Raw genomic sequence first — 18,316 nt, forward strand, 5'->3', positions numbered from 1 at the left:
GTCGCAGGCCCCCGCTTCGTCCATCCCTCAGATGGGGGCGCGCCCGCGCAAGGGAAGGCGGGGCGGTGAGGGCGCCGCGGGGCGGACGGGCCACCGAGCGGCGGGCGTGCGCGATCGGCCGCCGGGATTCGAGTTAGAATTTTTCTTCCTCTCATTGTACGCTCCGCCCACCGGGAGCCGGGACGCCTGAACAATAACGGGACGCCCGCGGCCGGTGAGGGAGAGAGCATGAACGAGATCGTCCAGCCCGAGGCCTACTCGGAGGTCTTCTACGGAGGCTGCCCGCACGATTGCCCCGACACGTGCTCGATGCTGTTCGAGGTGAAGGGCGGCGAGCTCCTGAGCGTGCGCGGCAACCCGGACCACCCGATGACCCGCGGCGGTCTCTGCGTGAAGCTGAAGGACTACGAGAAGCGCCACTACCACCCGGACCGGCTGCTCTACCCGATGAAGCGGGTCGGCCCGAAGGGCTCGAAGCAGTTCGAGCGGATTACCTGGGACGAGGCGCTGGACACCATCGTCACCCGCTGGAAGGCGATCATCGACCAGTACGGGCCGCAGGCCATCGCGCCCTACAGCTACCTCGGCAACCAGGGCCTCGTGCACGGGCTGAACGGCGGCGACGCGTTCTTCAACCGCATGGGCGCCACCGTCACCGAGCGCACCTTCTGCGGCGAGGGCTCGTGCACGGCTTGGCTCCTCACCGTCGGCCCGACCGCGGGCCTCGACCCGGACAGCTACATCCACTCCAAGTACATCGTGATCTGGGCCTGCAACTCGGTCAGCACCAACCTGCACCACTGGGCGATCGTGAAGGACGCCCAGAAGCAGGGCGCCAAGGTCGTCGTGATCGACGCCTACGCGTCCCGCACCGCCAAGGCCGCCGACTGGCACATCGCGCTGAAGCCCGGCACCGACGGCGCGCTCGCCATGGCGCTGATCAACTCGATCATCGAACAGGGCCTCGTCGACCAGGACTACGTCGACAACCACACCGTCGGCTTCGCGGAGCTGAAGGAGCGGGCCAGCACGCGCACGCCCGAATGGGCCGCGGCGATCACCGGCGTCTCCGCCGACGACATCCGGAAGCTCGCCCGCGAGATGGCGACCGAGCAGCCGGTGGGCATCCGCATCGGCGTGGCGCTGGAGCGGCACTACGGCGGCGGCCAGACCATCCGGGCGGTGACCTGCATCCCGGCGCTGACCGGCGCGTGGCGCCATGTCGGCGGCGGCATCACGCAGTTCGGCGTCTGGGAGCATCCCTACAAGTTCGACGTCATCTGCCGCCCGGACCTGATCCCGGAGGGCACCCGGGTCGTCTCCAACCTGCAGATCGGCCGGGCGCTTACCGGCGAGATGCAGCTCGATCCGCCGATCATGTCGATGATGTGCTGGAACTCGAACCCCGTGACGCAGGCGCCCGAGACCGACAAGATCGTCGAGGGGCTGATGCGCGAGGACCTGTTCATGGTCTCGGCCGAGCACTTCATCTCGGACACGGCCTCCTACGCTGACATCCTGCTGCCGGCCACGATGGGCGCCGAGATGGAGGACATGATCCTCTCCTGGGGGCACCTCTACCTGACCTACAACACCAAGTGCGCCGAGGCGCCGGGCGAGGCGATCCCCAACAACGAGATCTTCCGCCGGCTGGCCGCCCGGCTCGGCTTCGAGGAGGAGAACTTCAAATGGAGCGACAGCGAGTGCCTTGAGCACTACGTCGACTGGTCATCGCCGGCCTGCGAGGGCATCGACCTCCAGTACATGCGCGAGCACGGCTTCGCCCGGCTCAAGGTCGGCACGCCGGACGACCGGGCGCCGCACCGGGAGGGGAACTTCCCGACACCGACCGGCAAGTGCATGCTGAAGGTCGAGGGCGCCACGAACTTCGTCGCCCCGCCGTTCCGGCAGATGTACGAGGGCTTCCAGCCCGGCGAGGCGCTCGACCCGCTGCCGGACTACCTCGGCCCGCGCGAGTCGCACACGAACGATCCCGAACTCGCCAAGCGCTACCCGCTCAACATCGTCTCGCCCAAGAGCCACTACTTCCTGAACTCCTGCTACGCCAACATGGAGGACAAGCAGAAGGGCCAGGGCGAGCAGTTCGTGATGATCAGCCAAGCCGACGCCGACGCGCGCGGCATCCGGGACGGCGACCGGGTCCAGGTCGCCAACGACCGCGGCGCCTTCAAGGGCGTGGCCCGCATCACCGACGACGTGAAGGCCGGGATCGTGGTGGCGACGCTGGGCTACTGGCGGCAGCTCAACGAGGGCACGGTGAACAGCATCTCGTCCGGCGCCTTCACCGATATGGGCCACGCGCCCTCGTTCTCCGACAACCTCGTCGAGGTCTCACGGGCGAACTGAACGGCTCCGCGCGCGGCGATCCGCTCACGATCGCCGCGCCGGGTTCACACAGAGGGTCGAGCCGTCATCCGGTTGCGGTTTCGCCGCTCGTCCGGCGCGGTCGCCGGAAACGAAGCCGCCCGGGACGGATCCGTCCCGGGCGGCTCGATTTTCACTCAGGCCATCTTCGCTCAGGAACGGGGCGCCCGCTCCAGCCAGCCGATGCTGCGACCCTCGCCGCCGCCACCGCCGCTGCGCGGACGGGCATCGGCGCGCTGGGGCCGGGCGTCGCGGCTCGGGCGACCCTGATTCGGGCGCTCGCCCTGCGGGCGGGCGGGCCGGTCCGCGCGGGCGTCGCGGCCCTGCGGGGCGTGGCCGCGATTGTCACCGCGGTTGTCGCCGCGGCCGTCCTGGGGTCGGCCCTGCCGGGGCGCGCCCTGGCCGGGACCGCCGAAGCCGCGGCCGCCCTCGGGTCGGCCCTGCTGGGGACGGCCCTGCTGCTGCCGGGGCCGCTGGCCCTGGCGGCCGCCGCCGGGGCGCTGCTGCGGACGCTCGGGCCGGCGCTCCTCCTCGCGGGCGATCTCGGCCGCCTCCTGGCGGGACGGCGGGGTGAAGCCCTCGGGGAAGCCCGCCACCGGGACCTTCTGCCGGGTCACGCGCTCGATGTCGCGCAGGTAGGCTTTCTCCTCATCGTTGCAGAACGAGATGGCGAGGCCGTCGGCGCCGGCGCGGGCCGTCCGGCCGATCCGGTGGACGTAGCTCTCCGGCACGTTCGGCAGGTCGAAGTTGACCACGTGGCTCACGCCCTCGACGTCGATGCCACGGGCCGCGATGTCGGTGGCGACCAGGACCCGGCAGGAGCCGTCCTTGAAGGCGGCCAGCGCCCGCTCGCGCTGGGGCTGGCTCTTGTTGCCGTGGATCGCGGCGGCCGCGATGCCGACCTTGTCGAGGCCGCGCACGACCCGGTCCGCCCCGTGCTTGGTCCGGGTGAAGACGAGCACGCGCTCGATCGCCGGATCGCGCAGGATGTGCCCCAGCAGCGCCTGCTTGGCGCCGGTATGGACGAAGATCACCTCCTGCTCGACCCGCTCGGCCGTGGTGGCGACCGGCGTCACCGCGACCTGGACCGGATCGGTGAGATACTGGGACGCCAGCCCCGCGATGTTCTTGGGCATGGTGGCCGAGAAGAACAGGCTCTGGCGCTTCTGCGGCAGCATCTTCACGATGCGCTTGAGGGCGTGGATGAAGCCGAGATCGAGCATCTGGTCGGCCTCGTCGAGGACGAGGATCTCGACGCCCTCCAGGGTCAGCGAGCGGCGGTCGACGAGGTCGATCAGCCGGCCGGGGGTGGCGACGAGGACGTCGACGCCCGGCGCCAGCGCCCGCTCCTGGCGGCTGATGGTGACGCCGCCGAACACCACCGTCGTGGTGTAGGACAGGTGCCGGCCGTAATCGGTGAACGATTCGGCGATCTGGTTGGCGAGCTCGCGGGTCGGCGAGAGCACCAGCACCCGACAGCCGCGGCGCGGGGCGCGGCGGTCCGAGAGCGAGAGGCGGTGCAGGATCGGCAGCGCGAAGGCCGCGGTCTTGCCGGTGCCGGTCTGGGCGATGCCGCAGAGGTCGCGGCCCGCCATGGCCGGCGGGATCGCCTGGGCCTGGATCGGGGTCGGCGCGACGTAGCCGGCCTCGCTGAGCGCCCGCAGCACGGGCTGGGCGAGGCCGAAATCGGTGAATTGGGTCAAGGATGTATCCGATGCAGCAGGGCCGGCCGGGCACCTCGCGTCGCTCGCGAGCTGTGCCGTGTATGGGCCGGTCCGTTGGCAGGGGGCAGCCCGCGTGATGGGGCGGCCCGGGTGCATGCACGTTATGAAGAGGGGGGCCGGATCACGCCGGGGAGGCGCCCGATCCGTCACGCAGCCCCCTCATGCGGGCCGTTGCGGCCGCTGACGCTGCGTCGCCGATATGCGTGTGTGCGGTTGCGAAGTCAATGCGGGGCCGGAGCAGGGCCGGGTTGCGGCCCGCTCAGGCTGGGCGCCGCGCGTCCCGATGGAGCGCCACCGTCGCGGCGGAGATGGAGCCGCGTCCCGCTCGAGGATTCCTGTCGGTTCAAGGACCGCCACGGCCTGACCCCGCACGAGTACGTCGAAGCCGCCGTGCTGGGGCGTCCGGCGCTCCGTCGGCTCGCTGACCGATCCTGTAACGTCCCGGCGCGGAATGATGCGGGCGGTCCTCGCGCAGCCCCTGGTCGGGCGCAGGCGCCCGGGCAGGCGTGCGAGCGGCACGCGAGTCCCAACCCGGAGCGCAAGTTCAGATGATGGTATGTCGTGATCGGCGGCGCACCGCCCTGTCATGCACCACATCCGGGTTGCCGCAGGTCCGGTCAACCGAAACAATGTGGTGCGGCCAAGAGGACTCGAACCTCCACCCCTCTCGGGACTAGCACCTCAAGCTAGCGCGTCTACCAATTCCGCCATGGCCGCATCGGACGCGAAGACCGGTCCGTTCGCCCGACCGTCGCGCGCCGCGGGAGAACCCGGGGCCGCTTTCGTGTCGCGCGGCGCAGCGGATAACAGATCGTCCGGCCGCCGACAAGCGCAGTCACGGGGAATCGTAGCCGCCCTCCAGGAAAGGCGCCGCGCCGTCGCCGATGCTGACGCCCGGCTCGACGATCGAGGCCGCCTTGCGGATCAGCTCGGTCACCTCCACGGAGATGCGGTCGCCCGTCACCACGATCTGCCCGCGCGCGATCGGGTGGTCGTTGGCCAGGATCTCGACCATGTCGCTGTCGCTGGCTTCGAGCTCGATCACGGCGCCGCGGCCCATCCGGAGGAGCATGTGCAGCGGCATGCGGGCCCGGCCCAGCACCACCGTCAGATCGACCTTCAGGGTCTCGAAGACCGCCACCGTCCGCCATCCCGTCTCGCAGCCGGAACCTTGCAACCGCCGGCCGCGGATGTTGAAGGCTTCGACCATCGACGCAGGATGGTGAACTCTTGGTAAACGCGCCCCGCCTCACGGTCAGCCCGCCCGCCTTCCCGAAGCGGCCCGGCACCGATCCGGTCGCCGGCCCGGTGGGCTGGCGCGTGAGCGACGCGGCAGTGGATTACGCCGCCGCCCTCGCCTGGATGGAGGCGCGCGCGGAGGCGATCGCCCGCGGCGCGGCGCCCGAATGCGTCTGGCTGCTGGAACACCCGCCGCTCTACACGGCGGGCACGTCGGCCCGGCCGGAGGATCTCGTCGCGCCGGACCGGTTCCCGGTCCACGCGACGGGGCGGGGCGGGCAGTATACCTATCACGGCCCCGGCCAGCGGGTGGCCTACGTGATGCTCGACCTTGACCGGCGCAGCCGCGACCTGCGCGCCTACGTGGCGAGCCTGGAGGCGTGGCTGATCGAGACGCTGGCCGCCTTCAACGTCCGCGCCGAGCGCCGCGAGGACCGGGTCGGCGTCTGGGTGCGCCGGTCCGAGAAGGGGCCCGGCGTCGAAGACAAGATCGCGGCGATCGGCATCCGGGTCCGCCGCTGGGTCAGCTTCCACGGCATCAGCCTGAACGTGGAGCCCGACCTCGCGCATTTCGACGGGATCGTGCCGTGCGGCGTCCGGGAGCACGGCGTGACAAGCCTCGTCGACCTCGGCCTGCCGGTGAGCATGGCCGAGGTCGACATGCAGCTCCGCGCCGCCTTCGAGGCGATCTTCGGGGCGACCGCGATCGAGGCGGCGGAGTGAGCAGGGCTGCGCCATCGGGCGATGCCGCCGTCGTCGCGAGCGCAGCGACCCAGGGGGCGTGTCGTCCGGAGCCCGGACCGGATCGCTTCGCTCGCGAATACGCATAGCGTCCGAACGCTCCGGCCGGAGGCCGTCTCACCGGCGCCGATCAGAAATCGGCGTGCAGCCGCGAGGCGAAGAAGTGCGCCGGCCCGCGGTCGCGATTGTATCCGGGATTGTCGATGAACTGGTAGTCGAAGGTCAGGGTGACGAACTTCGTGAGGTTCAGGGCGTAGTAGGTCTCCAGCGCGCGCTCGGTGCCGTAGTTGAGACGCCCGTCGCCGATCAGCAGCCCGAGATAGCCGGCCGCGAAGGCGGCCCGGTGCGAGGGCGAGAGCCCGTTCATTGCGGCGCCGATGCCGACCGTGTCGTCGGGGCGGTCCCAGGCCTTGCCCTTCAGCGACAGGCCGCCGGAGAAGCTCCGGTCGATGTCGGTGAACGAGATGTTCTCGGTGCGCCCGTCGTTCAGGCTCGCCCGGGCGAACAGCCCGAGTTCGGGCGTCAGCGCCTGCTCCAGGTTGATGTAGCCGCCGGTCTTGCGGCGGGGGCGGCGGGTCGCCGCGACGGCGTCGTTGATGTCGTCGAACAGGCCGAGCTGCGTCAGGGTGACGATGTCGCGGTTGTTGGCCGAGACGCCGACATTCGAGAACAGCCCGATGCGGATCTTGCCGGGCTGATCGAGCCAGGGGAGGACGTGGCGCTCCTCGAACTCGACGTTCAGCCCGGCGCGCCGGAACACCCGCGGGTCGAGCACGTCGCTCGACGGCTCCTTGGGCACCTGCGTGTAGGCGGCGCGGATCGCGAACTCGGGCCGGTTGTACTCGGCGTAGACGCCCTGCGTGAAGCCCGGGAGATTGGCCGGGAAATCCCAGGCCGAGGCACCCCAGAGCGACCAGTTGAAGAAGTCCACGCGCGGGTCGTGCGCATAGATGTTGCCGTCGAAGAAGTCGCCCAGCGCGAACTTGCCGGCGATCAGCGTGATCCGCTCGGCGTCGTAGCGGGTGGCCACTTGGTTCGGGCCGTCCGGTACCTCGACGGTCTCGCCGCCCAGCCCGAAGGTCTGCTTCACGTAGTAGCGGTTCGAGCGCAGCTTCGGGAACGAGGCGCCGGCCTTCTGCGCCTCGCCGTTGACGAAGCCGGCGACGCCCAGCGTCCGCGACAGGCCGAAGCCCTGGCTGAACTCGGGATTGTAGTAGACCTCGGTGCTATCGGTGAGCTTGAGGCCGAGGAAGATCGTGGCCGTCGTGGTCTGCCGGGCCTGATGGGGGATCAGGCTCTGCGCGCCCTCGTAGGGCGAGCGGAAGCCGGGAACGCCCTGCGCGATCAGCGTCGTCTGGCCGTGGAGCGAGAAGCGGCCGGTATCGCCGTTGTCGGGATCGTGCGGGGCGGTCTCGTCCGGGTCCGGTGGGACCTTCAGCCCGTCCGGAAACCACATCAGCCGCGCGAACAGCTCGTTGGACGTGAAGCGCGCCCGGGTCGTGACCGGCCCGCCCGCGTCGCCGGGCACCGTGCCCAGCGGGAAGCGCCGGCTGCCTCCGAGATCGATGTAGCGGTAGTCGATGCCCAGCGCGAGGCTGTCGGTGATGGCGTACTGCACGCCCGCGCCGAGGGTGAAGCCGACGTAGCCGAGGTCCCGCCGCGCGGTGGTCTGGCCGCCCGTGTCGAGGTCCGGGTAAGTCGCCAGGATGCGCGCATTCGCCCCTGCGAGGCCGAAGGTGCCGTAGATCAGGTAGCGGTCGAAGCTATAGCCGAGCCGGGCGCGCAGGGTACCGTAGAGATCCGTCTTGGCGCGCACGATGTTGAAGGCCGGGTCCACGTCCGCGTAGCCGAAGCCCGCGATCGTCGAGGGGATGGGCCGCTTCAGATTCGCCGCGTCAAGACTCGCCTCGACGCCGTAGACCCACGGCCCGGCCTGCCAGTTCCAGCCGCCGAACAGGCCGCCGACCGCCGTCGTGGCGTTCTTGCCCTGGTCGCTGCGGCCGGTGGAATCGCCGCTCTTGAAGGCCGGGACCGGCCGGGCGCCGATCGTCGTCGGACCGAAATTGTAGGCGCCGTAGGACCCGCCGGCACTGCCCTCGAGGCCGACATAGCCCCCCGACCAGTCGGTGTAGGACGGCGCCTCGACTGGGCGCGGCGGGGAGATGTCGGCCGCCCGCGCGGCGGCGGGCGCCAGGAGAGGGACGGCCAGGACGAGCGCCGCAGTGCGGACCAGGGACACGGAACGGGATCTCATCCGACTCACAGAAAAGTATAGCATTTGCTAAAACGCGTCACGGGGCCGCGCAAGCCGGGTCGCGCGCTCGTGATCGCGGGCCATCGTGCGATCCATGGCCTTGCCGCCTCGCATCCTCGGTTCGTCGCATGGCACTGGCGTGACGATCCAGCCCGCGTTGGATTCGTCAAGATCCAGAGGGCATCGTACCGCGAATAGCTTCGTGAAAGTGCGTCGTGATCGACCTTTGGCGATGCAACGACATGCGAATACCGTAATGTCGATGCGGCTGACCGGCAGATTAGAATTGTTATTATTCGACTGTCGTGCGATTCCGGTTTGATCTTCCCGCGGCCTGGATTATGTGCGGTCGCATGCACGCCTCGCACATCCTCCCGGTTCTCCGCGGCCTCGCCGCGGCCTCGCTCCTGGCGTTCGCCGGTGCCGCGGCCGCCAAGGAGGTGCCGATCGGTCCGCACGTGACGCGCAACGGCCTGGAGGTTGCGGCCGTCTATCTGCAGCCGATCGAGATGGATCCGCCCGGCATGATGCGCGAGGCCGCCAAGTCGGACATCCACCTCGAGACCGATATCCGCGCCGCCAAGGACAACCGCAACGGCTTCGCGGAAGGGGACTGGGTGCCGGCGCTCGACGTCCGCTTCGAGGCGGTGAAGCTCGACGGCGACAAGCCCACCGACCAGACGGTGTCGGGCATGCTGATGCCGATGGTCGCCAATGACGGGCCGCATTACGGCGACAACGTCAAGCTGTTCGGCCCGGGTCGTTACCGTCTGAAGGTCACCGTCGCGCCCCCGGGCAAGGACAGCCATTTCGGCCGCCACGTCGACAAGGAGACGGGCGTCGGCCCGTGGTTCGAGCCCTTCGAGATCACCCAGGACTTCACCTTCGCCGGCGTCGGCAAGAAGGGCGCCTACTGAGAGTGCCGGAGCTGACCGTGTCCCGCCTGCCGCGCTCCCTCGTCCCAGCCATCCCGCTACTGCTGGTCGCCGCCGCGTCGGCCTCCGCGCCCGCGCGCGCCGACGACATGCCGGTCATCAAGGTGGAGATGCGCGACGGCGTGATCATCCCGACGGTGATCGAGGTTCCGGCCAACACCCGGTTCAAGCTCGAGATCTCGAACACCGGCCAGACGCCGGTGGAGTTCGAGAGCACGGAACTGCGCCGCGAGAAGGCGCTGGCCGCTGGCTCGACCTCGGCGATCGTGTTCCGCACCCTCGATGCCGGCACCTACCAGGTGTTCGACGATTTCCACCCGGAAGCGAAGGCGACCCTGGTGGCCAAATGAGCGCGTCCACGACAGCGCCCGGCTCCCTGGCCCTCGCCGACGTCACGCCGCGCCGGTCAGCGGTCGACGCGCGGCTCGCCCGGTTCGGCGACGCGCTGCGCCGGTACGGTTGGATCATCCGGTCCGTGCAGTGGCTGATCGTCGCCGTCTACGCGGTGCTGGTGATCGTGCCGGCCCTGCTGCCGCTGCCCGACAATGCCGCCCACATCTGGACCAACCTGACGCTCGCCGCGCAGTTCGCCTTCTGGGGGATCTGGTGGCCGTTCGTGCTGGTCAGCATGGTGCTGGTCGGCCGGGCCTGGTGCGGCGTGCTCTGCCCGGAGGGGGCCCTCAGCGAGTTCGCGAGCCGGTGGAGCCGCGGCTACGCCGTGCCGCGCTGGATCACCTGGCAGGGCTGGCCGTTCGTGGCCTTCGCGGGAACCACCGTCTACGGCCAGATGACCAGCGTCTACGGCTACCCGAAGCCGGTCCTCGCGGTGCTCGGCGGCTCCACCCTCGCGGCGATCGTGGTCGGGCTGCTGTACGGGCGCAACAAGCGCGTCTGGTGCCGCTACCTCTGCCCGGTCAACGGCGTCTTCGCGGTGCTGTCGAAGCTCGCGCCGGTGAGCTTCCAGGTCGACCGCGCTGCCTGGGCGGACTCGCCCAAGCCCGTCGGCGGCACCGAGTCCTTCAACTGCGCGCCCCTCGTGCCGGTCAAGACCATGCGCGGCGCGGGCGCCTGCCACATGTGCGGCCGCTGCAGCGGCCACCGCGGCGCCGTGCGCCTCGCCTTGCGCTCGCCCAATCACGAGATCGTCCACGTGGCCGGCGCGGAGCCCAGCCTCGACCAGACCATGCTGATCCTGTTCGGCATGCTGGCACTGGCGGTGGGCGCCTTCCAGTGGTCCTCGAGCCCCTGGTTCGTCGATGCCAAGCAATGGGCGGCCACGTGGCTCATCGATCGCGGGACGACGTGGCCCCTGGAGCACTCGGCGCCCTGGTTCGTGCTGACGAACTACCCCGACCGCAACGACGTCATGACGCTCCTCGACGGCGGGCTGCTGCTGGCCTACATCGGCGCCGCGACGATCGTCCTCGGGCTCGCTCTGTCGGGGATCGTGGCGCTCGCGACCCTGAGCCTCGGCGGCTGGTCGCTCCGGCGCTTCCACCACCTGACCCAGACGCTGATCCCGGTCGCGGGCTGCGGCGTGTTCCTGGGCCTGTCGGCGCTCACCGTGACGTTCCTGCGCGGCGACGGCATCGTGATCCCCTACGTGGCGGAGATCCGCGCGGGCCTGCTCGCCGGCGCCAGCCTGTGGAGCGTCTGGCTGGCCTGGCGGGTGGCGGGCCTCGCCGCCGGCGGCCTCCGCCGGGTGGCGGCCTCGGCCTGCATCGCCGGCGCGGCCGCCCTCTCGGTGGCCAACTGGGTGCTCCTGTTCTGGATCTGGTAGCGCGCGGTCCGCGCGCCGCGTCACACGACCTCACAAACCCTGGAGACCGCCATGATCGGCGCCTTCGTCATCGCCTTCCGCGAAGTCATCGAGGCGGGCCTCATCATCTCCATCGTGCTGGCCGCCACCCGCGGCATCCCGGGCCGGATGCGCTGGGTCCTGCTCGGCATCGCCGGCGGCCTCGCGGGCGCCGCCCTGGTGGCGCTGTTCGCCGAGAAGATCTCGGACGCGTTCGAGGGCAGCGGGCAGGACATCCTGAACGCCGCGGTCCTGATCGTCGCGGTGCTGCTGCTGATCTGGCACAACACCTGGATGAGCAAGCACGGCAAGGAGCTGGCGGGCGAACTGCGCGCCGCCGGCGCGGCGGTGCGCTCGGGCGAGCGGGAGGCGGCGGCCCTGTCGATCGTGATCGGCGCCGCGATCCTGCGCGAGGGGGCCGAGCTGGTCCTGTTCCTCTACGGCCTCGTGGCCTCGGGCACCTCGGGCGCCGACATCCAGTTCGGTGCGGTCGCCGGCATCGGCGCCGGCGCGCTCCTCTCGGCGGTGACCTATCTCGGGCTCGCCTCGATTCCGAGCCGTTACGTCTTCTCGGTGACCAGCGTCCTGATCATCTTCCTCGCGGCCGGCCTCGCCGCGCAGGCGGCGCAGTTCCTGGCGAATGCCGGCGTGGTCGAGGTCCTCGGCTACACCCTCTGGAACAGCTCCGGCGTGATCGCCGAGAATTCCTGGCCGGGCCGCGTCCTGCACGCCCTGGTCGGCTACACCGACCGGCCGACCGCCCTCCAGGGGCTGGTCTACGTCGCCACCATCGCGGTGATGGTCGGCCTGATGCAGTGGAGCGCCGCCGACAAGCGCCGCGCGGTGCGGCCGGCCTAGCTGCGACGGGCCTGCGGGCGGCGGGCATCGATCTCGCCGCCTCCACGGCGTCCGATTGCCGCGCGCTACGGCGCGCCCGTCGCCACCGCCCGGGCCGGGTCGGCGCCCCATTCCGACCAGGAGCCGTCGTAGAGCCCCTGCGCCGGGCGGCCCATGGTCTCCAGCGCCAGCGCGATGATCGCAGCGGTCACGCCGGAGCCGCAGGTGGTCACGATCGGCCGGTCCGGATCGACGCCGTTCTCGGCGAAGACCGCCTTCAGCTCCTCGGGGCTCTTCATCCGGCCGTCGCGCTGGAGGGCCGCGTAGTGCAGGTTGCGCGCGCCGGGCATGTGCCCCGGCCGGACGCCGGGGCGGGGCTCCGGCTCCTCGCCGCGGAACCGCGTGCCCGAGCGAGCGTCGACGACCTGCGCCGAGCCGCTGTCCAGGGCGCGGGCGACGTCGTCCGCGTCCGCCACGGCGCCGTGGTCGAAGCGGGCGGTGAAGTGCCGCCGCTCGGGCTGGCGCGGCTCGCCCTCCTCGGTCGGGTAGCCCGCCGCCACCCAGGCCGGCAGGCCGCCGTCCAGCACCAGCGCGTCGCGCACGCCGAAGGCCTTGAGCATCCACCAGACCCGCGGGGCGGAGAACAGCCCCTGCCCGTCGTAGACGACGATCTGCATGCCGTCGCCGATGCCGAGCGCGCGCATCCGCGCCGCGAACACCTCGGGCCGCGGCAGCATGTGCGGCAGGTTCGACTCGGTGTCGCTCATGGCGTCGAGATCGAAGCGGCGGGCGCCGGGTATGTGGGCGGTGCGGAACTCGGCCTCGGGATCGCGGCCCGCTGCGGGCAGGTACCAGGAGGCGTCGAGCACGACGATGTCGGGGGCCGCGAGGCGGTCGTGCAGCCATTCGGGTGACACGAGGGGCGCTTGGGCCATGGTCGGCGGATCCGGCTCTGTTCGCGTTGCGGACTCACAGAACCACAGGTCGCCCAGCGTTGCACGCCCGGGCCATCGCGGGACGGCGGCGTTCGGGCGGATTCGTCAGCCGCGCCAATGCCAATCGAGCGCGCGCCGGATCGGGTGAGCTACGCATCCCGCACCGTGGTCCGATGCATCCAGCGCAGGCTGGTCTTGTTTTAAAGAGCCGTAACCCCAGTTACGACACCATGATGACGCCAATCGCGTCGGCCGTCCGGCCGGCATCGTGTTGGCCGCCCCGGACGTTCCGCTCGCGGACGCGATACGGGGACGTCGCCTGAACGAGATGCGTTCAAACCTTCCCTGTCTGCCCGGGCGCCCGACCCACCGTGCAGGATGCTTATTGAGCCGATCGACACCATGAATCAACTCGTCCGCATGTCCCAGATCGGCGACGCCGAGACCGTCGAGGAGCCGTCGGCCGACCTGCGCGTGCCCTTCGCGCAGTCCGGCGCCTTCGTGTGCAAGTACATCATCGGCGAGCCGAATGACCGCGCCGTCTGCTGCGGCGCCCCCGTGTCCGACGGCAAGAGCTGGTGCGCCTACCACCGCCGCATCGTGTTCGAGCCGACCCGCCCCGGCCGCATCCGCTGAGCCACTCCCTGCGCCATCCCGGCCGTCACTGCGTCCGCATGATCTGGATGACCGCCGGGGTGATGATGACGACGAACAGCACGGGCAGGAAGAACAGGATCATCGGTACGGTGAGCTTCGGCGGCAGACCGGCCGCCTTCTTCTCGGCCTCGTTCATGCGCATGTCGCGGCTTTCCTGGCTCAGCACCCGCAGCGCCTGACCGACCGGCGTGCCGTAGCGCTCGGCCTGGATCAGCGCCGTCGCCACGGACTTCACCGGCTCGAGGCCGGTGCGCATCACGAGGTTCTCGTAGGCCTGACGCCGGTCGGGCAGGAACGACATCTCGGCGGTCATCAGCGCGAGTTCCTCGGCCAGCACGACCGAGGACGTGGCGATCTCGGTGCTCACCTTCCGGAACGCGTTCTCGATCGCCATGCCGGATTCGACGCAGATCAGCGTGAGGTCGAGGGCGTCCGGCCACGCCTTGCGGATCTCGGTCTGGCGCTTCTTGGCGGTGTTCACCAGGAACAGCTCGGGCGCCTTGATGCCCATGTAGGCCGCGCCGATCACCAGCCCGAACCGCATGAGGTACGAGGCGTCGAGCACCTCCAGCACGAACAGGTAGAACAGGGCCGCGATCACCGCCGCGACCGGCACGACGAGGCGGAAGAACAGGAAAGCGGTCTCCGCCCCCTGGCCGCGGTATCCTGCCTGCATCAGCTTGCGCTTGGCCGTGTCCGTGCCGAGCCAGCGGCGCAGCTGGTACTTCTCGACGACCGACTTCATGTAGGCCTTCGGCTCCGTGCGCAGCGTCGCCCGGTTGCCGGTCCGCTCCGCGCTCAGCCGCTCGCGCCGCCGGATCTGCTCGCGCTCGTCGCTGACGAGCTTCATCCGCTTGCCGAGCCGGTCGGTCTCCAGGAAGGGCTGCGCCACCGCGTAGGCGGTCGCGGCCGCCGCGACGGCGGTCAGCAGCGTGCCCATGAAGCGGGGATCGAACAGCTTCTCGGCGATGGCGTCGATCATCGGGCGGGATCCGGCAGACGGCGCACCGCGCCTAGAACTCGAAGGCGATCATTTTCTTGATGGTGAAGATGCCGATGGACATCCAGATCGCCGCGCCGACCAGGGCGATCTTGCCCGTGTCGGTGGTCCAGAGCAGCGAGATGTAGTCGGGGCTGGTGAGCGCGGTGATGCCCGCCACCGCGAAAGGCAGGCAGGCGATGATCGAGGCCGAGGCCTTGGCCTCCATGCTCATCGCCTGGACCTTGCCGCGCATCTTGGCGCGGTCGCGCAGCACCGTGGAGAGGTTGTTCAGCGCCTCGGAGAGGTTACCGCCCGACTGCTGCTGGATGTTGATCACGATGGCGAAGAAGTTCACCTCGGCGGTGGGCACGCGCTCGAATAGCCGCGTGCAGGCCTCGCCGAGGGACAGGCCCATCGCCTGCGTCTCTACCACGGTCCGGAACTCGCTGCGCACCGGCTCCTCGGCCTCGCGCGAGACCATGCGGAAGCAGTCGCCCACCGGGATGCCGGTGCGGATGCCGCGGACCACCACGTCGACGGCGTTGGGCAGCTCCTTGTTGAACTTCGCGATGCGCTTGAGCCGCAGGTGGCGCAGCAGGTAGGCCGGCAGGCCGAAGCCGCCCGCGAAGGCGGCGCCGAGCGCCGCCAGGGCGTTGTCGGTGATGACGAAGAGCAGGAGCCCGAAGACGACCCCGCTCAGGGCCGAGACCCCGTAGAAGGTCTGCTTCGTCCAGCCGAGGCCGGCGCGGGCGAGCTTCAATTCCACGCTGGCCTTCGAGGCGCCCTTGGCCTTCGCCTCGATCTCGCTCAGCGTCTTGGCGACCTGCTCGCGCCGGTTGACGGCGACGCCCCGGGTCGCCGCCCCCGAGGCGGAGACGCTGATCGTCTTCAGGCGCTTGGTGGCCCGGCGCTCGCCGCCGAGCAGGGGCAGGACCGCCACGTAGGCGATGGCGGCCACCGCGATACCGGCGAGGCCGGCGGCGATCGGCAGGTTGGAGGCGTCCGCCATCGGCTCAGTTCCGGTCGACGACCTCGGCGGCGTCGAGCGCCTCGCCGAGCCGCTGTTCGAGGCCGTAGTAGCGGGCGCGCTCCCAGAATTTCGGCCGGCCGACGCCGGTGGAGCGGTGACGCCCGATCAGCTTGCCGTTCGCGTCCTCGCCGACGATGTCGTAGAGGAACACGTCCTGGGTGGTGATGACGTCGCCCTCCATGCCGAGCACCTCGGTGATGTGGGTGATGCGCCGGGAGCCGTCGCGCAGACGCATCGCCTGGATCACGACGTCGATCGAGCCGCAGATCATCTCGCGTAGGGTCCGCGACGGCAGGGTGAAGCCGCCCATCGAGATCATCGATTCGATACGCGACAGGCACTCGCGCGGGCTGTTGGCGTGGAGCGTGCCCATCGAGCCGTCGTGGCCGGTGTTCATCGCCTGGAGCAGATCGAAGGCCTCCGGTCCGCGCACCTCGCCGACGATGATCCGCTCCGGGCGCATGCGCAGGCAGTTCTTCACGAGGTCGCGCATGGTGACCTGGCCCTGGCCCTCCATGTTGGGCGGCCGTGTCTCCAGGCGCACGACGTGCGGCTGCTGGAGCTGCAGCTCGGCCGCGTCCTCGCAGGTGATGACCCGCTCGTCGTGCTCGATGAAGGCGGTGAGGCAGTTGAGCAGCGTGGTCTTGCCCGAGCCCGTGCCGCCCGAGATGACCACGTTGCAGCGCGACTGGCCGATGATCTTGAGGACCTCGGCGCCCTCCGGCGAGATCGCCCCGAAGCGCACGAGCTGCTCCAGGGTGAGCTTGTCCTTCTTGAACTTGCGGATCGTGAGCGCCGGACCGTCGATGGCGAGCGGCGGCGCGATGACGTTGACGCGGGACCCGTCCGGCAGGCGCGCGTCGCAGATCGGCGAGGCGTCGTCGACGCGCCGGCCGACCTGGCTGACGATGCGCTGGCAGATGTTCATCAGCTGCTGGTTGTCGCGGAACCGCACGCTGGTCAGCTGGATCTTGCCGTTGACCTCGATGAAGGTCCGGTGGGCGCCGTTGACCATGATGTCGGCGATGTCGTCGCGGGCGAGCAGCGGCTCCAGCGGGCCGTAGCCCAGCACGTCGTTGCAGATGTCGTCGAGCAGTTCCTCCTGCTCGGAGATCGACAGGACGATGTTCTTGAGCCCGATGATCTCCGTGACGATGTCGCGGATCTCCTCGCGCGCGGTCTCGGCGTCGAGGCGCGAGAGCTGCGTCAGGTCGATCGCCTCGATGAGGGCGCCGAAGATCAGGCTCTTGGTGCGGTAGTAATCCTCCGAGCGCGCGGTCTCGACGACGACCGGGGCCGCCGGCGCCGGGCGCTGGGCCGGCGCGGGCGCCGGCGCGTCGCGCAGCACCGGCGTGGCCGGGGCCGGGGTCCGCATCTGCGGCATCGGCGGGGGCGGCGCCGACGCGCCGCCGGACTGTCGCCTACCGAACATGGGTCAGAGCCCCGACGCTGACCCGCGGCACCGGCCGGGTGAGGGATCGCGTCCGCATCAGGATGCCTTGCGGCCGGAAAGCTTGGCGAGCAGCGGCTCCAGCAGGCTCGGACGGCCCCGCCGGCTCTCGGGACGCCCGAGGGTCATGGCCGCCAGGTCGTTGAACAGCTCTGCCACCTTCGAGCCCGCCTGAATCTCGGCGATCATCTGGCCGTTGTTGGCGGCCGTGCCGAACAGGGTCGGCTCGAACGGGATCGTCAGGGCGACCGGCGCCTCCAGGGCCTTGGCGAACTCGGCGGTGCCGATCTCGGGGCGCTTGGGCACGCCGACGCCGTTCAGCACGATGCGGGGCGGCTGGTCGTTCGGGCGACCGTGCTTCAGCGCGCCGAGGAGGTTCTTGGCGTTGCGCAGGCAGGCGAGGTCGGGCCCGGTCACGATCAGGATCTCGTCGGCCGCCGTGAGGACGCGCTTCGTCCACGCGTTCCACTGGTGGGGGATGTCGAGGACCACGCACGGGACGCTCGCCCGCATGTGCTCGATCAGGGTGTCGAAGGCCGGCTCGGACAGGTCGATGGTCCGGTCGAGGCTCGCCGGGGCCGAGAGCAGGCTCAGGTTGTCGCTGCACTTGGACAGCAGCCGCTCGACCAGGGCGGAGTCCAGCCGCTCGGGGGCGAACACCGCCTCGGCGATGCCCTGGGGCGGGTCCTGGTTGAAGTTGAGCGAGGCGGTGCCGAAGGCGATGTCGAGATCGGCGATCACCGTCTGGACGCCCTGACCCCGGGCCACCGACCATGCGAAATTGTGCGCCACGGTCGAGGCGCCGATGCCGCCCTTGACGCCGTAGACCGCCACGGTCCGGCCCACCGGCTTGACGCCCGGGGCCGTGAACAGGTCGGAGATCGCCGCGATGAGCGTCAGGGGCTCGACCGGCGCCATCAGGTAATCGGACACCCCGCGCTGGATCAGCTGGCGGTAGAGCATCACGTCGTTGACGTGACCGATCACCAGGACGCGGGTCCCCTCGTCGCAGACCTCGGCCAGGGCGTCGAGGCACTCGATCGGCCGCGAGCGCGCGCCCTGGATCTCGAGGACGATGACGTTGGGCGTCGGCGCGTGCCGGTACGCCTCGATCGCCGCGGCCCCGCCGCCCATCCGGACCTTGACCTGCGCCTTCTGCATGCGCCGGTCGAGGGCCGCGCCCTCGATCATCGCCGCGGTCTCGCCGGTCTCGCAGAAGGCCTGGATGGTGATCCGGGGCACCGGGGCGATCGTGCGCTCGGTTGTCTCGGACAGCTCTGCCATGACGGCGCTTTCGGGTTCGCGTGCGGGGTGCGGCGTTGCGATCGGCGGCGGGGCTGCCCATCCCC

General features: G+C 70.4%; 15 protein-coding genes and 1 tRNA gene. 7 read left to right on the forward strand and 9 right to left on the reverse strand.

Features of this window, described 5'->3' with window-relative positions; translation table 11 throughout:
- The first annotated feature begins 228 nt into the window (after positions 1-228).
- Entirely contained in the window at positions 229-2,367 is a 2,139-nt protein-coding gene (locus ACLBYB_RS26720) for a molybdopterin-containing oxidoreductase family protein (protein ID WP_447700595.1), read from the forward strand.
- A gap of 170 nt (positions 2,368-2,537) precedes the next feature.
- Here the strand turns inward: ACLBYB_RS26720 and ACLBYB_RS26725 are convergent, their stop codons facing one another.
- The 3 genes from ACLBYB_RS26725 to ACLBYB_RS26735 form a co-directional block, all read right to left on the reverse strand.
- Complete coding sequence (locus ACLBYB_RS26725) at positions 2,538-4,088, reverse strand: DEAD/DEAH box helicase (protein ID WP_020095631.1); 1,551 nt, start codon at positions 4,086-4,088, stop codon at positions 2,538-2,540.
- Positions 4,089-4,741: 653 nt separating this feature from the next.
- Positions 4,742-4,826: transfer RNA gene (locus ACLBYB_RS26730), tRNA-Leu, on the reverse strand.
- A gap of 118 nt (positions 4,827-4,944) precedes the next feature.
- Entirely contained in the window at positions 4,945-5,250 is a 306-nt protein-coding gene (locus ACLBYB_RS26735; RefSeq protein ID WP_020095633.1) for a FliM/FliN family flagellar motor switch protein, read from the reverse strand.
- Positions 5,251-5,339: 89 nt separating this feature from the next.
- Here ACLBYB_RS26735 and lipB point away from each other — a divergent pair, with 89 nt between their 5' ends.
- On the forward strand, positions 5,340-6,071 hold the full coding sequence (gene lipB, locus ACLBYB_RS26740) for a lipoyl(octanoyl) transferase LipB (RefSeq protein ID WP_447700596.1): 732 nt from the start codon (positions 5,340-5,342) through the stop codon (positions 6,069-6,071).
- 148 nt (positions 6,072-6,219) lie between these two features.
- Here the strand turns inward: lipB and ACLBYB_RS26745 are convergent, their stop codons facing one another.
- A complete protein-coding gene (locus ACLBYB_RS26745) occupies positions 6,220-8,343 on the reverse strand; it encodes a carbohydrate porin (RefSeq protein WP_447700597.1) in 2,124 nt (707 codons plus the stop codon).
- A 353-nt stretch (positions 8,344-8,696) separates the two neighbouring features.
- Here ACLBYB_RS26745 and ACLBYB_RS26750 point away from each other — a divergent pair, with 353 nt between their 5' ends.
- From ACLBYB_RS26750 to ACLBYB_RS26765, 4 genes are read left to right on the forward strand one after another with little or no spacing between them, the layout of a single operon-like run.
- Positions 8,697-9,260: an iron transporter gene (locus ACLBYB_RS26750; RefSeq protein WP_020095636.1), complete on the forward strand. Its 564-nt coding sequence runs from the start codon at positions 8,697-8,699 to the stop codon at positions 9,258-9,260.
- 17 nt (positions 9,261-9,277) lie between these two features.
- Positions 9,278-9,628: a cupredoxin domain-containing protein gene (locus ACLBYB_RS26755; RefSeq protein WP_447683352.1), complete on the forward strand. Its 351-nt coding sequence runs from the start codon at positions 9,278-9,280 to the stop codon at positions 9,626-9,628.
- Complete coding sequence (locus ACLBYB_RS26760) at positions 9,625-11,058, forward strand: 4Fe-4S binding protein (RefSeq protein WP_447700598.1); 1,434 nt, start codon at positions 9,625-9,627, stop codon at positions 11,056-11,058. Before ACLBYB_RS26755 ends, ACLBYB_RS26760 begins: the two co-directional genes overlap by 4 nt.
- A gap of 51 nt (positions 11,059-11,109) precedes the next feature.
- Positions 11,110-11,934, forward strand: a complete 825-nt coding sequence (locus ACLBYB_RS26765) for an FTR1 family iron permease (protein WP_042672594.1) — start codon at positions 11,110-11,112, stop codon at positions 11,932-11,934.
- Between the two features lie 65 nt (positions 11,935-11,999).
- On the opposite strand, the gene sseA is transcribed toward ACLBYB_RS26765, so the two are convergent.
- Positions 12,000-12,848, reverse strand: a complete 849-nt coding sequence (sseA, locus tag ACLBYB_RS26770) for a 3-mercaptopyruvate sulfurtransferase (protein ID WP_447700599.1) — start codon at positions 12,846-12,848, stop codon at positions 12,000-12,002.
- A 378-nt stretch (positions 12,849-13,226) separates the two neighbouring features.
- Here sseA and ACLBYB_RS26775 point away from each other — a divergent pair, with 378 nt between their 5' ends.
- On the forward strand, positions 13,227-13,484 hold the full coding sequence (locus tag ACLBYB_RS26775) for a GcrA family cell cycle regulator (protein ID WP_012320730.1): 258 nt from the start codon (positions 13,227-13,229) through the stop codon (positions 13,482-13,484).
- A gap of 25 nt (positions 13,485-13,509) precedes the next feature.
- Here the strand turns inward: ACLBYB_RS26775 and ACLBYB_RS26780 are convergent, their stop codons facing one another.
- The 4 genes from ACLBYB_RS26780 to ACLBYB_RS26795 are packed head-to-tail and all read right to left on the reverse strand — an operon-like array spanning position 13,510 to position 18,251.
- Complete coding sequence (locus ACLBYB_RS26780; RefSeq protein ID WP_447700600.1) at positions 13,510-14,487, reverse strand: type II secretion system F family protein; 978 nt, start codon at positions 14,485-14,487, stop codon at positions 13,510-13,512.
- A gap of 31 nt (positions 14,488-14,518) precedes the next feature.
- A complete protein-coding gene (locus tag ACLBYB_RS26785) occupies positions 14,519-15,496 on the reverse strand; it encodes a type II secretion system F family protein (protein WP_020095644.1) in 978 nt (325 codons plus the stop codon).
- A 4-nt stretch (positions 15,497-15,500) separates the two neighbouring features.
- Positions 15,501-16,949 (reverse strand): CpaF family protein, encoded by a 1,449-nt coding sequence (locus ACLBYB_RS26790; RefSeq protein ID WP_026605321.1) that lies wholly within the window; start codon positions 16,947-16,949, stop codon positions 15,501-15,503.
- 57 nt (positions 16,950-17,006) lie between these two features.
- Positions 17,007-18,251: an AAA family ATPase gene (locus ACLBYB_RS26795; protein ID WP_056526226.1), complete on the reverse strand. Its 1,245-nt coding sequence runs from the start codon at positions 18,249-18,251 to the stop codon at positions 17,007-17,009.
- Between the last annotated feature and the right edge of the window lie 65 nt (positions 18,252-18,316).

The organism is Methylobacterium sp. D54C, assembly GCF_053345595.1.